Annotated in this window: 11 protein-coding genes and 1 pseudogene; 4 read left to right on the forward strand and 8 right to left on the reverse strand. The window is 71.0% G+C overall.

The window, feature by feature from the left end:
• Positions 1-9 precede the first annotated feature (9 nt).
• Positions 10-942: a metallophosphoesterase gene (locus tag CF8_RS02350; RefSeq protein WP_010831537.1), complete on the reverse strand. Its 933-nt coding sequence runs from the start codon at positions 940-942 to the stop codon at positions 10-12.
• 91 nt (positions 943-1,033) lie between these two features.
• Between CF8_RS02350 and mptB the strand changes: the two genes are divergently transcribed.
• Entirely contained in the window at positions 1,034-2,575 is a 1,542-nt protein-coding gene (mptB, locus tag CF8_RS02355; RefSeq protein ID WP_010831538.1) for a polyprenol phosphomannose-dependent alpha 1,6 mannosyltransferase MptB, read from the forward strand.
• Here the strand turns inward: mptB and fahA are convergent.
• Both fahA and CF8_RS02365 read right to left on the reverse strand, forming a co-directional pair.
• A complete protein-coding gene (gene fahA / locus CF8_RS02360) occupies positions 2,500-3,735 on the reverse strand; it encodes a fumarylacetoacetase (RefSeq protein WP_036490023.1) in 1,236 nt (411 codons plus the stop codon). The two genes, mptB and fahA, sit on opposite strands and share 76 nt — an antisense overlap.
• On the reverse strand, positions 3,732-4,583 hold the full coding sequence (locus tag CF8_RS02365) for a hypothetical protein (protein ID WP_084622762.1): 852 nt from the start codon (positions 4,581-4,583) through the stop codon (positions 3,732-3,734). The genes fahA and CF8_RS02365 overlap by 4 nt, the downstream gene beginning before the upstream one ends.
• A 68-nt stretch (positions 4,584-4,651) precedes the next feature.
• On the opposite strand from CF8_RS02365, the gene CF8_RS02370 reads away from it, so the two are divergent.
• Positions 4,652-5,854, forward strand: a complete 1,203-nt coding sequence (locus CF8_RS02370) for a homogentisate 1,2-dioxygenase (protein ID WP_036491997.1) — start codon at positions 4,652-4,654, stop codon at positions 5,852-5,854.
• A 6-nt stretch (positions 5,855-5,860) separates the two neighbouring features.
• Here the strand turns inward: CF8_RS02370 and CF8_RS02375 are convergent, their stop codons facing one another.
• Positions 5,861-7,483 carry an LVIVD repeat-containing protein gene (locus CF8_RS02375; protein ID WP_010831542.1) on the reverse strand — a complete coding sequence of 541 codons (1,623 nt, stop codon included), beginning with the start codon at positions 7,481-7,483 and terminating at the stop codon, positions 5,861-5,863.
• Between the two features lie 37 nt (positions 7,484-7,520).
• The gene (locus tag CF8_RS02380; protein WP_010831543.1) at positions 7,521-9,044 is read right to left on the reverse strand and encodes a hypothetical protein; all 1,524 of its coding nucleotides are present in this window, start codon (positions 9,042-9,044) and stop codon (positions 7,521-7,523) included.
• Positions 9,045-9,195: 151 nt separating this feature from the next.
• Here CF8_RS02380 and CF8_RS22860 point away from each other — a divergent pair, with 151 nt between their 5' ends.
• Positions 9,196-10,707, forward strand: a complete 1,512-nt coding sequence (locus CF8_RS22860; protein WP_010831544.1) for a multidrug effflux MFS transporter — start codon at positions 9,196-9,198, stop codon at positions 10,705-10,707.
• 147 nt (positions 10,708-10,854) lie between these two features.
• Here the strand turns inward: CF8_RS22860 and CF8_RS22865 are convergent.
• Positions 10,855-11,049: pseudogene (locus CF8_RS22865) on the reverse strand (TetR family transcriptional regulator); the annotation flags it as partial.
• A 113-nt stretch (positions 11,050-11,162) separates the two neighbouring features.
• Between CF8_RS22865 and CF8_RS02390 the strand changes: the two are divergent.
• Positions 11,163-12,224 carry an oxygenase MpaB family protein gene (locus CF8_RS02390; protein WP_198016935.1) on the forward strand — a complete coding sequence of 354 codons (1,062 nt, stop codon included), beginning with the start codon at positions 11,163-11,165 and terminating at the stop codon, positions 12,222-12,224.
• A 23-nt stretch (positions 12,225-12,247) separates the two neighbouring features.
• Here CF8_RS02390 and nemA read toward each other — a convergent pair whose 3' ends face one another.
• Positions 12,248-13,336 carry an N-ethylmaleimide reductase gene (nemA, locus tag CF8_RS02395; protein WP_010831546.1) on the reverse strand — a complete coding sequence of 363 codons (1,089 nt, stop codon included), beginning with the start codon at positions 13,334-13,336 and terminating at the stop codon, positions 12,248-12,250.
• A 44-nt stretch (positions 13,337-13,380) separates the two neighbouring features.
• Positions 13,381-14,505 carry a glycosyltransferase gene (locus tag CF8_RS02400; RefSeq protein ID WP_010831547.1) on the reverse strand — a complete coding sequence of 375 codons (1,125 nt, stop codon included), beginning with the start codon at positions 14,503-14,505 and terminating at the stop codon, positions 13,381-13,383.
• Between the last annotated feature and the right edge of the window lie 54 nt (positions 14,506-14,559).

Raw genomic sequence — 14,559 nt, forward strand, 5'->3', positions numbered from 1 at the left:
CCTCAGCGGTCAGGTCGTGACGTCGCCCTCGAGCTGGGTGTTGAAGGGCGAGGTCTTGGAGGAGGCGAGCTCGCGCGCCTCCTCGACGCTGAGCCCCTCGATCGCCTCCATGATGTCGAGGCCGATGCCGCTCACCTCGGGGCCGGGCACGAGCGGCACGATCGTGTGCACCAGCCGGTCGGCGTACGCATGGACCATCGTGAACGCCTGGCCGCCGTCGACGCCGGACACGAAGCGGTCGACCGGCGTCGGGTCGACGGTGTAGCAGCTGGCCGACGCGACCGAGACCGGGATGCCCTCGACGAGGGAGTAGGTCGAGAAGTGCAGGTGGCCGGCGAGGATGCCGCGCACGTCGGTGCCGCGGACGACGGCCGCGAACCGGTCCTGGTCGAGCAGCTCGATCAGCTCGGCGGCGCGCAGCATCGGCAGCGGGATCGGTGGGTGGTGCAGCGCGATCAGGGTGCCGTGCTCGGCGGGTGTCGCCAGCACGTCGGCGAGCCAGGCCAGCTGCTCGTCGCTGAGCTCGCCGTGGTGGTAGCCCGGCACGCTGCTGTCGAGGGAGATGATGCGCAGCCCGTCGACCTCGTGCACGCGGTCCTGCGGCTCGTCGGAGGCCTGCCCGAAGAGCTCGCGCGCGTAGTCGGCGCGCTCGTCGTGGTTGCCGATCACCCACACGACCACGGCGCCCATCGCGGCGGCGGCCGGTTCCACGATCTCGCGGAGTCGTGCGTACGCCGCCGGCTCGGCCTTGTCCGCGAGGTCCCCGGTGAACACCAGGGCCTGCGGGGGCGGGTCGACCCGGGCGAGCCGCTCGAGGGAGAGCCGCAGCCCTGCCTCGGTGTCGACGGCGCCGTACTGCCGCACACCGCCGGCCAGCAGGTGCGGGTCGGAGAGGTGCGCGATGACGTGGCGGGGCGGGGCATGCTGCCCGAGCTGCTTCACGCGTCGAACTCTAGACACGCGGGGGAACTGTTCGAGTCGAGTTCACCCGGACGTGGCGGACCCGTCGGTGAGCCGACCTAGCCTCCCGGCCATGTTGACTCGGGGGTTTGCCGGCGGCCTGCTGGTCCTGATCGGGGGCGTCGTCATCTCGACGCTGCCCGAGTCGACGGCGCTCATGCAGATCACGCTGGTGCAGGAGCTCCGGGGCGCGGAGTCCGGTCGGATGGCCGGGCTCGCCGTCGTGCTCGTCGGGCTCGGGCTCTACGCCGCCGCGTGGCTGCGCCTGTGCCGGCACGTCGCCCGGGCCGAGGGCGACGAGCGTGAGGACGCGCTCGCGCTGGTCCGGCACGCGACGATCGTGTGGTCGGCCCCGTTGGTGCTCGCGCCTCCGCTGTTCTCCCGCGACGGCTGGTCCTACGCGGCGCAGGGCGTGCTGACGCACTTCCGGATCTCGCCGTACGAGCACGGCCCGGGGGTGCTGGTCGGGCCGATCGTGCAGGGCGTCGACCCGCGCTGGATGGAGACCGCGGCGCCGTACGGCCCGGTGCCGCTGCTCCTCGGCGACGCGGTCGCCGACGTCACCGGCAACCCGTGGATGCTGGTGATCGCGCACCGGGGCTTCGCGCTGCTGGGACTGGCACTGCTGGCGTGGTCGGTGCCGAAGCTCGCGGCCTGGGCCGGCATCAACCCGGCGCTCACGTCGGCCGTCGTGCTGTGCTCGCCGCTGATGCTCGCGCACGGCGTCGGCGGGCTGCACAACGACCTGCTGATGGTCGGCCTGATGACGTCGGCGCTCGTCGTGACCGTGGAGCAGGGCTGGATGTGGGGTGCAGCCCTGGGCGGTCTCGCGGCGGCGGTCAAGCTGCCGGGCGGACTGGTCTGCATCGGCGTCGCGCTGATCGCGCTGCCGGTCGGCGCCTCGGTGGTGCAGCGGCTGCGGCGCCTGACCCAGGTCGGGGCGTTGGCGTGCGGTGCGCTCGTCCTGCCCGGGATCCTGGCCGGGCTCGGCGTCGGCTGGGTGCACGCGCTGGGAGTGCCCGGCTCGGTCAACGTGCCGCTCTCGATGCCGACCGTGCTCGGCGGCTTCTTCGACCTGCTCGCGCGCTGGCTCGGCACCGGCCTGGCTCCCGGCACCTTCCTCGATCTCGTGCGCGCGGTCGCGCAGGTGGTCGCGCTGGCGATCGCGATCCGGGTCGCGCTGACGTGGCCGACCGGCTCGCGGGTGCACGCGGTGCGGGCGGTGGCGGCCGTGATGGGCGCACTCATCCTGCTCAGCCCCGTCGTGCACCTGTGGTACTTCCTCTGGGCCCTGCCCTTCCTCGCGGCCATCCGGCTGCCGCGGCTCGGGACCGTCGGGCTGCTGGCGGCCGTCGTCATCTCCGGGCTCGTCGCACCCCTCGACTCGTCACTGCACGGGGCGTACGTCGCGATCGTGGTCGGCTCCCTGCTGGTGACCGGTCTCGTGCTGGCGCTGCTGGCGACCCGCACCGCCCGGGAGCGGCTCGAGAAGATCGCCACAGCACCGTGGCTGCCGGGCGTGCTGGAACCCGAGCTGGCTCAGGTCGCCGGCAGGATCCGACCCGTCACCTCGCCCAACGCGATCCGACCTCCAGACGTGCCGCGTGCGGTGTAGCGCAGTGTCACCTCGTCGCCGTCCTCGAGGAAGGTCCGCTCGACCCCGTCGAGCAGGAACGGCTCCTTGCCACCCCACGACAGCTCGAGGAACGAGCCCCGCTGGTCGGGCTCGGAGCCGGAGATCGTGCCCGATCCCCACAGATCGCCGGTGCGCACACTCGCGCCATTGACGGTCGTGTGGGCGAGCATCTGGGCGGGGGACCAGTACATCGAGGCGTACGGCGGACGCGAGACGACCGTCTCGTTGAGCACGACCTCCACGTCGATGTCGAGGCCGGCCCGCTCACCGACCGTGAGGTAGTCGAGCGGCTCGGGGTCCTGGCCGGGCAGGTCGGTCCACGCCGCCTCGAGGGCGGCCAGCGGGGTCACCCAGTGGCTGATCGAGGTGGCGAAGGACTTGCCGAGGAACGGTCCGAGCGGGACGTACTCCCAGGCCTGGATGTCGCGCGCCGACCAGTCGTTGAGCCCGACGACGCCGAAGGTGTGGTGCGTGAAGTCGGCGACGCTGACCCGCTCGCCGAGGTCCGTCGGCGTGCCCACGACGAAGCCGAGCTCGGCCTCGATGTCGAGCCGGGTCGACGGGCCGTAGGTGGGGCTTGGAGGAGAACCGTCGGTTGAGCCTGTCGAAACCCGCTGGCCGCACGGGCGGACGACGTCGGTGCCGCTGGCCACGACGGTGCCGGCGCGGCCGTGGTAGCCGACGGGCAGGTGCTTCCAGTTCGGCAGCAGCGGCGCCTGGTCGGGGCGGAAGATGCGCCCGACGTTGGAGGCGTGCTGCTCGGAGGCATAGAAGTCGACGTAGTCGCCGACCTCGATCGGCAGGTGCAGCTCGACCCGGTCGAGCGGGTGCAGGTGGGGCGCCGTGCGTGCCTCGTGCACGTCGTTGCGCAGCACCTCGTCGATCCACCAGCGCGCGGTCGCCCACTGCTCGGGACCCAGCGCCATGAAGGCGTTCAGGCTCGGCGACCGCCACGCACGCGCCAGCACCGAGGCGGGGTCGCCGATCTCCGCGACGGGCGCGAGGTCGAGGACGAAATCGCCGATGCGGACGCCGACGCGGCGGTCGTCACCGTCGATCGAGAACACGCCGTACGGCAGGTTGTCGAGGTCGAAGAGCGAGCCCGCGGCTCCGTCGACCCAGCTCTGTGTGGCCGTCATGGCTTCTCCAGGAGTCCGAGGTCGGTCAGGTCGGCGAGGGGCTCGAGGATCGAGCAGGAGCCGACGCCGGTGAACCACCGTCGGGCCTTGGTGAGGTCGAGCTCGCGGGCGAGGCCGAGCAGCTCGGCCTCGTCGGTCAGCTCCAGCGTCTCGGCGACGTCGGCGGCGCCCAGGCCGGAGTCGGCCTCGGCGGTGGCGGCCAGGACGTTGAGGAATCCGTGGTGCTCGAACCCGGTCTCGGGATCGCGATGGCGCACGGCGTCGTGCAGCCCGGCCGTGCACTTGAACGCGAGCTCGCGGTCGAGCGCGGCGTCGATCCAGGCAGCGACCTGGCCGGCGCTGGGGAACTGGTGTGCCTCGGTCCCGCCCGTGCGGAACTTCAGCCGCAGCTCCGCCGCGGCGACCTCGTCGGCCGCAGCCTCCCAGCCGTAGGTCACGTCGGCGGCGGGCAGCTCGACGAAGACCGGCGTCTCGTCGTCGAGGGCGCCCTCGATCCGGGCGGCGTCGACGGCGGCGACGACCCGGCGGGCGTTGCCGGCCAGGTCGTCGAGGTCGCGGAGGGCGATCTCCAGGCCGGCGACGCGGTTGCCCGCGCGGGCGGCGAGGCGGAGCGCCCCGGCCAGCGCGCCCGCACCGCCGGTGACGACGATCGAGAGCGGGACCTCGGCGTCCGCCACGGCCGGCACCCGTTCATCGGTGACGACGAGGGAGGCCACCAGGTCGGCGTACCACTCGTCTCGTCTCGCTCTGAACGCCGCGACCGCGTCGGGCAGGTCGGCGTTGCCGGGCGGGAAGACCGCCGCGTCGTCGAAGAAGCCGGTCCACATGGCTGGCAGGTGGGTGCTCACGCCGTTACTGTAGTCAATAGGCGCATAGCGGACGAGCGACGCCGATTATCGGACGAATGGGAATGCTGATGGCTCACTACCGCAGTGTCGGGGCGATCCCGCCCAAGCGGCACACGCAGCACCGCGACGACACCGGGGCCCTCTACTACGAGGAGCTGATGGGGGAGGAGGGGTTCTCCTCCGACTCCTCGCTGCTCTACCACCGCGGCGTCCCGTCCGCGCTCGTCGACAGCCAGGTCTGGGAGCTCGCCGACCAGACGCGCACGCCCAACCACCCGCTCAAGGCACGCCACCTCAAGCTGCACTCGCTGGAGACGGGCACCTGTCCGGTCGAGGGCCGCCGCCTCGTCCTCGGCAACAACGACGTCCGCATCGCCTACGTCGTGACCGGCACGGAGCCGAGCCCGCTCTACCGCAACGCCATCGGCGACGAGTGCGTCTACGTCGAGTCCGGCACCGGCACCGTCGAGTCGGTCTTCGGCGTCGTGCCCTATCGCGTCGGCGACTACGTCGTGATCCCGCGCGCGACCACGCACCGCTGGGTGCCGGCGTCGGAGAGTCGCCTGTACGCGATCGAGGCCAACAGCCACATCCACCCGCCCAAGCGCTACCTGTCGCGCTTCGGGCAGTTCCTCGAGCACGCGCCCTACTGCGAGCGCGACCTGCACGGGCCGTCGTCGCCGTACGTCATGGAAGGGGAGAACGTCGACGTGCTGGTCAAGCACCGCACCAGCTCCGGCATCGTCGGCACCCGGATGACCTACGCGACGCACCCCTTCGACGTGGTCGGCTGGGACGGCTGCCTCTACCCCTACACGTTCAACGTCGACGACTTCATGCCCATCACCGGCAAGATCCACCAGCCGCCGCCGGTGCACCAGGTCTTCGAGGGCTGGAACTTCGTCATCTGCAACTTCCTGCCGCGCAAGGTCGACTACCACGAGCTCTCGGTCCCGGTGCCCTACTACCACTCCAACGTCGACAGCGACGAGGTCATGTTCTACGTCGGCGGCGACTACGAGGCGCGCAAGGGCTCGGGCATCAACCTCGGCTCGATCTCCCTGCACCCGGGCGGCTACGCCCACGGCCCGCAGCCGGCCGCGATCGAGGCGTCGCTGGGTGCCGACTACTTCGACGAGTCGGCCGTCATGGTCGACACCTTCGCCCCGCTCGAGCTCGGCGAGGGCGGCCTCGCCGTCGAGGACCCGGCCTACGCCTGGACGTGGGCGGGCCGGGGCCCCGACGATCCTGCGGTGTTCTCGAACAGCTGACAGCCCTCAGCCGCGACGCAGGCGGCGCAGCCCCACGGCCGCGACGAGGCCGACCCCCAGGGTGAGCCCGGAGGCCGGCAGGCCGATGCTGGTGGGCTCGGCGACGGGCTCAGGGCTGGCCACGACGCCACCGAGACCCTCGGTGACCCCGGCGTCGATCAGCTCGGCGTCGGTCAGCAGCGAGGTCGGGACGAGCGGGGGGACCTCGCGGTCGATCCCGGTGCCGTCGTAGTGGAACACGTCGAAGCCGCGGACCATGTCGTTGCCGTAGCCGTAGAACGACCCGTCCGCAGCGATCTTGTTGGTCTTGAACGACCAGGTGTCGGCATCGGGCATCACGTAGGACCCGACCTCGGTCATGCCCACGCCGTCACCGAACGCCACCGCGGCCGGGAGGGCAGCCACGTCGGCGAGGCCGGAGATGTCCAGCACGCGCACGCCCTGGCCGTACCAGGCGATCGTGAGCATCTCCTGCTCCGGGTAGATCCGCAGCACGTGCGAGGTGCACCGGGACTCGGGGGCGTTGACGTGGTCGATGAACCACGCCCCGACCTTGACCGGGGCGAGCGCGTTGTCGTCGGTGATGTCGTAGACGTGCAGGCCGCCGCCGGGGCAGGTGTAGGTGCTGGTGGCACCTGCCAGCTCGTCGGTGATCACGAGCAGCTCCCGCTCGTTGCCGTCCGCGTCGGTGAGGGTGACCGGGTCGGCCTGGTGGGAGACGTTGATGCTCGGGTCGATGATCTGGGACAGGATCGAGGGGTTCGCAGGATTGGTGGTGTCGAGCACCAGCGTCTGGGAGATGGCCGCCGAGTAGGCGCGGTCGCCGTCCGCGTCGAAGGTGACGTCGTGGGACTCCGATCCCAGCGAGGTCGGGACCACCGGCAGGTGCAGGGTGTGCACCTTCGCCGGGGACTGCACGTCGGAGACGTCCCAGACCTCGATGGTCGGATCGGTGCTCGTGGCGAGGTCGGAGTTGGAGTTGTAGAGGTAGTCGCCGCTCGGGTGGATCGTCATGTTGTGCGACCCGCGGGGCACTGACAGGAACGACACGGTGCGCGGCTTGCGTGGGTTGGAGATGTCGGCGATGACGGTGCCCAGCGCGCGGGCAGGGTCGATGCCCTGGGCGGCGAAGTCGTCGGCCAGGTCGCGGCCGCACTGCGAGGTCGAGGCCTTCACGCCGCCGGAGTCGAAGGCGCTGTCGGCGGTGTAGGCGACGTACGCCCTGCCGCCGTTCTCCCAGACCTGGACGTCGCCCTGGTAGAGCGGGCAGTCGTAGTGCGCCGCCTGGCGGGGCGCGGCCGGATCGGTGACGTCGATGATCCGCAATCCCTTGCGCAGGGTGCCGGCCAGGGCGTACTCCTTCTTGCCGACGGTGATGAACTCGACGTCGGAGCCGTTCTGGTTGACCGGGTCGAGCTCGCCGTCACCGTCGGTGTCGGTGGTGGCCTGCTCGTACTGCAGGTTGGCGACGAAGGACATGTTGTTCGCCTCGCCCTCGGTCGCCACCTGGAGCGCGCGGACGTTGGTGGGGCTGTCGCCACCCCCCTCGTGGGCGAGGGCGGGGGCGGCTGTCAGCGAGAGCGCGACGGCTGCCAGGACGGCGCCGGAGCGCAGGACTGTGGAACGCATGGAGATCTCCTGGGAGAGGGGGTGGGATGGTCTGGGATCAGGAACGGCGACGCTGCAGCCTGCGCAGTCCCATGGCTGCGACGAGGCCGAAGCCGAGCGCGAGGCCTGGGGTCTGCAGACTGACCGCGTTGACCTGGCCGAGGAGTCCGCCGCCCTCGGTCGACGTACGGGAGGTGGGCAGGTCGACCTGGTAGACGTCGAGCCCGCGCACCAGGTCCACGCTGTAGGCGATGTCGCTCCGCTTGCCGGTCGCGACCTCGTTCTTGTTGTAGACCGGGACCCAGTAGGTGTCCCAGACCTCCGAGGCGCCCCAGACGGCGTGGCCGTAGGAGGTCAGCTGCTGGGGGTCCCGGACGTCGATGAACTGGGTGCCGCCGCCGTAGAAGCCCACCGCCGCGATGCCGGACTGGTGGTAGTCGAACCAGTGGGACGAGCAGAAGCCGCCGACGGGCAGCGGGAAGGTGCCGAGGTCGGCGAGCTCCACCTTGTCCAGCGGCACGATCGCGCCCTCGCCGGCGTCGCCGCCGGGCAGGCCCTGCACGTGCCAGGCCTGGAAGGAGCCGGCCGTCTCGCAGTTGACGTCCTCGTAGTCCTCCTCGGTCACCAGCAGGACGTTGCCGTTCGCCAGGGCCGGCGCCGCTCCGGCGACGAAGTTCTCGGCGTTGGGCCAGAAGGAGTTGTGGTGGATGAAGTCGTTGTAGCCGTTGGCCGAGCCGTCAGGGTTGTCACCGCGACCGGCGGCGCCACTGGAGGCCAGCAGCTGCGGGTCGCGTGGGTCGGTGACGTCGAGGATCCGGGTGCCGGTGCGACCCGTGTGGATGCCGTAGCCGGCCGCGAAGTTCCACTTGTGGCCGCCGGTCGCGATCGAGAGCGGCTGCACGCCGGCCGTGACGGCGTCGCCGTCGAGCTCGCGCGGGGCGTCGAGGTCGCGCAGGTCGACGATCGAGAAGCCCGTGCTGCCACCGGAGGAGTAGGCGTAGTCGCAGGCGGTCTCGAGGATGCACGCGACGGTGTGGTCACCGGTGGTGGTGGTCAGGCGAGACCGGACGTGGGGATCGGTGGGGTCGGTGACGTCGACGACGACCAGCTCGTCCTCCAGCGTGGATCCGGCCGAGCCCTCGGGATCGGAGCTGGAGTAGTCGTAGAGGTTGTTGCCGACCAGCACGAACCGCTCCACGCCGTCCTTGGTGCGCCGCTCGCCGCAGTTCATCGCCTCGTTCTCGAAGACGATGTTGTCCAGGACACCGACCAGCTCCGGGTTGGCCGCGTCAGAGACGTCGAAGACGCTGATCGTGTCGAGACCGGAGAGGTAGAAGTACGGCGCGCTCTTGGAGAAGCAGCCGGAGATGCCCAGGACGTCGGGGGAGTTGGCGAGGTGCTGGACGTTGTCGCTCATCAGCCCGAGGGCCGAGGTGCTGGCACCGGGGAGCGACGCGATCCGCGCCGGGTCGAGCCGGGCATCTGGCCCGGAACCGTCGTGGGCCGCGGCCGGTGCGGTGACACCGAGTGCGATGAGGAGGGCCGGGGCCAGGAGCGCGACGGCCAGGGGAGGACGGGACATGGTGAGTCCTTCGGTCAGGCGGAAGCACGTCGCGGGGGTGGTCGACGCGCCTCCCGTGTTCTACGTCACACCGGGCCGCGGGCGCAAGGGGGACGCCCGCAGAGTCGGCGCCAGGGCAAGAGCACTGGCGCCGGGATGATCTGATGACCCCATGAGCGCGGGGGAACGGGTCGACGAGGTCGCCGTACCCCGCTTCATCGCGCTCATCCCGCTGGTGCTGGCGATGCTCTCGATGATCGGGCCGTTCAGCATCGACACGCCGTTCCCGGCGTTCCCGCACATCCGCGACGAGTTCGGGGTGACGACGAGCGAGCTCCAGCTGATCGTCACGGCCTACATGCTGGCGTTCGCCGCGATGAGCATCTTCCACGGGCCGCTGTCCGACTCCCTGGGTCGCCGGCCGGTGATCCTCTGGTCCGTCGGTGCGTACGCCGCCGCGTCGATCGCCTGCACGTTCGCCCCCACCTTCGAGCTGCTGCTGGTCGGGCGGATCGTCCAGGGCCTGAGCGCCGGCGGCGCCACCATCGTGAGCCGCACCGTCATCCGCGACATGTTCGAGGGCGAGCAGGCGCAGCGCCTGATGAGCCGGGTGGCGCTGATCTTCGGGCTGGCCCCGGCCATCGCGCCGATCGTCGGCGGCGGGCTGCTCCAGGTCGGCCCGTGGCGACTGGTGTTCGCCTTCCAGGTGCTCCTCGGTGTCGTGCTCATCATCGCGACGCTCGTCGTCCTGCCCGAGACGCACCCGGTCGAGGCGCGGGTCCCGCTGCGGGTCGGCGAGGTCGTGCGCGGGCTGGTCGAGGTCGGACGGCAGCCCGCGTTCCACCGCCTGGCCTGGGCCGGCGCCCTCGGCTTCGGCGCGCAGTTCCTCTACATCGGCGGCGCCGCGATCTTCGTGGTCGACCTGCTCGGCCTCGGCGAGCTCGACTTCTGGATGCTCTTCGTGCCGATGATCGGCTCGATGATGGTCGGCTCGCTCATCAGCGGTCGCACCGCCGGGCTCATCACGCAGCGCAAGCTCGTCTCGATCGGCTACACCATCACTCTGCTCGGAGCCCTGGTCGGCGTCGGCATCTCCGCCTCACCGCTCGCGACCGACCTGCCATGGGCGATCATCGGCCCGAGCCTGCTCGGTCTCGGCAACGGCATGGCCTACCCGTCGATCCAGCTGATGACGCTCGACCTGCTGCCGACCCGTCGTGGCGCGGTCATGTCGTGCGCGAGCTTCCTGGCGCTCGTCTTCAACGCCGTCGCGGCGGTCGCGCTCACGCCGTACGTCGCCACCAGCACGCTCGGGCTCGCGCTCGCCGCCCTCGTGATCAGCGCGCTCGGGTCGCTCTGCGGGCACGGCACTGCGCGGCCACCCGAGACGTCTGACTCAGGCGTCGCGGAACGCCCGGTGCACCGCGCTGCCGACGAACTCGCCGAGCTCGTCGGGACCCCAGTCGTTGCCGTCGTCGAGCAGCGAACGGACCGCGGCTTCGCACGAGGACATGAAGAACTCGATCAGGACGGGGAGCTTTCGGCCCAGTTCGGGCGTGTTCCACCACCGGACCATCGCCGGGCCGATCCAGGCGGTCGCCTGGGCCTGGACGAGGGTGCGTGCAGCGCGGAAGCGCTCGGAGAGCGCAGGATCGGGTTCGCCGGTCAGCAACAGGTGCCATGAGTCCGGCCGGGTCGCCGCGGCCGCGAGCAGCGAGCGGAAGCCCTCGGTGAATGCCTGCTCGGGCTCGAGGGTCGTGCCCGAGCCGCGAAGTGCGTCGAGCACTGCCTCGAGCAGCGCTGCGGACTCTCGGTCCAGCAGCGCCTCGACCATGTCCACGCGGTCGGAGAAGCAGGCGTAGACCACCGGCCGCGTCACGTCCATCTCGGCCGCGACCGCTCCCACGGTGACCGCTCCGATGCCGTCGCGGACCGCGATCGCGAGCGCGGCGTCGAGCACCTGTGGACGTCGTCGCTCCGGCCCGAGGTGCGGGGCGCGCTGGCGAGCGCGGGTCTTCGCGGGCATGGCCGAATCCTAGGTCGGGGTGATTTTGCGTCACCACTGTAGCAAATTCCTGCATAGGTGTATTAACGTCAGGTCAGAGCTCGATGAGCTCGATGAACCCCTGAGGAATGTCCATGACGAAGAACAAGCCGAGGATCCAGCCGCACGAGGACTACGGGTTCTTCTCGGAGGACTCGCCGACCCGCAAGGTCTGGGGCTACGCCACGACGCCCCTGATCGGCATCCAGCGGGCTGTCGTCATCGAGGAGCTCGACCCCCACCTGCTCGCGGCCGTGCACAACACCGGGGACAACTACGCCCGGCTGCCCACCCGCTATGCGCGGACGGTGCAGTACTTCGCGACCGTCGCGTTCGGGGACAGCCGCACCATCACGAAGATGGCCGACGTGCTGGTCAAGATCCACTCCAAGGCGATTGGCATCGAGCCGGTCAGCGGCAACCACTACGACGCCAACGACCCGGACTCCCAGCTGTGGATCCTGATCACCGGCTGGCACTCGGTGCTCAAGGCCTACGAGATGTACGGCCCGGGCAAGCTCACCGAGGCCGAGGAGAACCAGTACTGGGCCGAGTGCGCGATCGCCGCCGAGCTGCAGACCTGCGACCCGGCCGCCGTACCCCGTTCCCGGGACGAGGTGCGGGCCTACTTCGAGGCCTGGCGCCCGAAGGTCGCCGCCAGCGAAGCCGCGCAGCAGATGATGGACCACCTGCTCGACGGGGCGAACCACGTCCTCGTGGACGCCACGGGGTTCGTGCGCGTGATGAGGCCGATCATGAATTGGTCGCTGCGCAAGGGCACCATCGCCTCGATGCCGCACTACCAGCGCCAGTTGGGCGGCATCGAGCAGTCCCCCGTGACCGATCTCCTGATCCGCCCCTACCTGTGGTCACTGTTCACGGTGGTGGACCGCGTCGGTCCGGTGAAGCGCTACGTCGTGCGCCAGGTCGCCCCCGGGCTGTTGTCGGTGGTCGAGCCGCACTGGCAGGGCATCGACCCGCTCAACCCGGAAGTGCTCACCCCGGCTGAGGCGCGTGAGCGGGACGGCTTCACCAAGCCTTCGGAGGCGCACCTCGGGCTCCGCGCTCGCCAGGCCCAGCGCGTCTTCGGTGACAAGCAGGCGCCGAGTGACGAGGGACTGGTCGAGTCCCAGTCCGCCCTGGGCCGCCTCGCTTGACAGGAGGGCGCGGAGCGACCGCGTCAGGCGTGGACGGGATAGTCCGTGTAGCCGGCCTTGGAACCGCCGTAGAAGCTCTCCGGCAGCGGCGCGTTCAGGGGGAGCCCCTCCTCGAGCCGCCGCGGCAGGTCGGGGTTGGCGATGAACGACCGGCCGAACGCCGCTGCGTCGATCAGGCCTTCCGACAGGAGCCGCGTCGCCTTCGCCGCGTCGTAGTTGCCGGCGCCGACGATGACGCCGGGGTGGGCGTCGCGCAGGGAGCGGCGGTAGTCGTCGCTCAGCTCCGGGCCGCCGGCCCAGTCGGGCTCGGAGAGGTGGAGGAAGGCCAGGTTGCGCTGGGCGAGCTCGCCGGCGACGTACAGGCCGGCCTCCGCACCCGAGGGGTCGGTCGTGCCGTTGAACGAGCCGATCGGTGAGATGCGGATGCCGACGCGGTCGGCCGACCAGGCGCCGACGACGGCGTCGGTGACCTCGAGCATCAGCCGGGCGCGGTTCTCGAGCGAGCCGCCGTAGGAGTCCGTGCGCAGGTTGGCGTCGGCGGCGAGGAACTGGTGCAGGAGGTAGCCGTGCGCGCCGTGGATCTCGACCAGGTCGAAGCCGGCCTCGCGGGCGTTGAGCGTCGCGCGGCGGTAGTCCTCGATCACGCGCGGGATCTCGTCGAGATCCAGGGCACGAGGTGTGGGGCAGTCGACGCGGGTGGGGTTGCCGTCCTCGCCGCGGACCGTCGTGCGATTCCGGTACGGCGCCGCGCTGGCCGACACCGGCAGCGCACCGTCGTGGAAGGACTCGTGGGACACCCGGCCGACGTGCCACAGCTGGGCGGCGATCCGACCGCCCGCGGCGTGGACCGCGTCGGTGATCGTGCGCCAGCCCGCGACCTGCTCGTCGTCGTGGATGCCCGGGGTGTCCATGTAGCCCTTGCCCTCGGGGCTGATCTGGGTGCCCTCGGAGATCAGCAGCCCGCCACTCGCGCGCTGGACGTAGTAGTCGCGCATCAGCTCGTTGGGGACGTCACCGGGCGCGGTCGCGCGCATCCGGGTCAGGGGGGCCATGAAGACGCGGTTGGGCGTCGTCACCGCGCCGAGGGTCAGGGGCTCGAAGAGTGAGGTCACTCGGAGCCCAACCGGCAGCCGGTGAGCGCTATTCCGTGTGGGCGTCAGGCGCCGACCGCGACGCGCGCACTGCGGGTGACCTCGGCGTGCACGTCGAGCATCGAGTCGACCGTCGCCGACCAGGGGAACTGCTCGGCGCGGGCGCGAGCCGCTCGTCGACGCTCGGCCTCGGGCCGGGCGGCCAGGTCGAGCACGGCATCCGCGAGGGCCGACGCGCGGGGAGCGGCCCACGCCCCCGATCCTTCGTCCACCAGCTCGCGGGCGCCACCCCGGTCGGCGGTCACGACGGGGGTTCCCGATGCCAGTGCCTCGAGCACGGCCAGGCCGAAGGTCTCGCTGGGGCAGACGGAGAGCGAGATGTCGGCCGCCGCGATCCGGGCGTTGAGGTCGGCGCGGCCCTCGACGAAGCCGTGGAACGTCACCGGTGCGCCGGCTGCGAGCTCCACGAGCTCTGAGAGGTGGGGGCCGTCGCCGTACACGTCGAGCGTCATCGAGATGCCGCGGCGGTGCAGCTCGACCGCGGTGGCCACGGCGAGGTGCGGGTTCTTCTCGCGGCTCAGCCGGCCGAAGTACGTGAGCCGGAGCGGCCCCTCAGCACGCTGCGGGTCGAGCGCCGGGCGGAAGGTGTCGAGGTCGACGCCGAGCGGCACCCGCACCATCGGGCAGTCCGCACCGGCCGCGGCGTTGGTGAACTCGTCCTCGGCGTAGCGCGAGGTGACGACGATGGTGTCGAAGCTGCGGACCAGGATCCGGTTGAGCAGCGCGATCGAGACCTTGGACGTCGTGTCGAGGCCGGTGCGCATGGCGAACATGTCGCTGAGCCGTTCGTGCGAGAACAACACCGAGCCGACGCCTGAGCGGCGTGCCCACCGAGCGACGGGCAGCAGCGTGAGCTTGTCGCTGAGCTCCACCGACGTCGGTCGCCAGGACTCCAGGACCTCGGTGACCCGCCAGGGCTCGACGATCAACCGGTAGCCGCCGCCGACCTTCGGCGCGCGCAGCTGGACGACGTCACCTGCGTGGGTCGAGACCCGCGAGTCCGTCGGGCCCGGGATCACGAGCAGGCGCTCACAGCCGGCGTCGACGTACCCCTCACCAAGCGCGTGGATGGCGGTCTTCATGCCGCCCGAGGCGGGTCCGATGAAGTTGGCGAGTTGCGCGATCCGCATGCGGGCACGGTGCCGCATGCCGATGAACGACAGGGAAGGTCGAGGTGTCCGGCG

Source organism: Nocardioides sp. CF8, from assembly GCF_000389985.1.
GTDB classification, from domain to species: Bacteria; Actinomycetota; Actinomycetes; order Propionibacteriales; family Nocardioidaceae; genus Nocardioides; species Nocardioides allogilvus.

What these genes read in the sequence shown, in the direction of transcription:
- mptB (WP_010831538.1), top strand. Translation starts at nt 1,034, where the DNA reads ATGTTGACTCGGGGGTTTGCCGGCGGCCTGCTGGTCCTGATCGGGGGC.
- fahA (WP_036490023.1), bottom strand. Translation starts at nt 3,735, where the DNA reads ATGACGGCCACACAGAGCTGGGTCGACGGAGCCGCGGGCTCGCTCTTC.
- CF8_RS02370 (WP_036491997.1), top strand. Translation starts at nt 4,652, where the DNA reads ATGGCTCACTACCGCAGTGTCGGGGCGATCCCGCCCAAGCGGCACACG.
- CF8_RS02375 (WP_010831542.1), bottom strand. Translation starts at nt 7,483, where the DNA reads ATGCGTTCCACAGTCCTGCGCTCCGGCGCCGTCCTGGCAGCCGTCGCG.
- CF8_RS02380 (WP_010831543.1), bottom strand. Translation starts at nt 9,044, where the DNA reads ATGTCCCGTCCTCCCCTGGCCGTCGCGCTCCTGGCCCCGGCCCTCCTC.
- CF8_RS22860 (WP_010831544.1), top strand. Translation starts at nt 9,196, where the DNA reads ATGAGCGCGGGGGAACGGGTCGACGAGGTCGCCGTACCCCGCTTCATC.
- CF8_RS02390 (WP_198016935.1), top strand. Translation starts at nt 11,163, where the DNA reads ATGACGAAGAACAAGCCGAGGATCCAGCCGCACGAGGACTACGGGTTC.
- CF8_RS02400 (WP_010831547.1), bottom strand. Translation starts at nt 14,505, where the DNA reads ATGCGGATCGCGCAACTCGCCAACTTCATCGGACCCGCCTCGGGCGGC.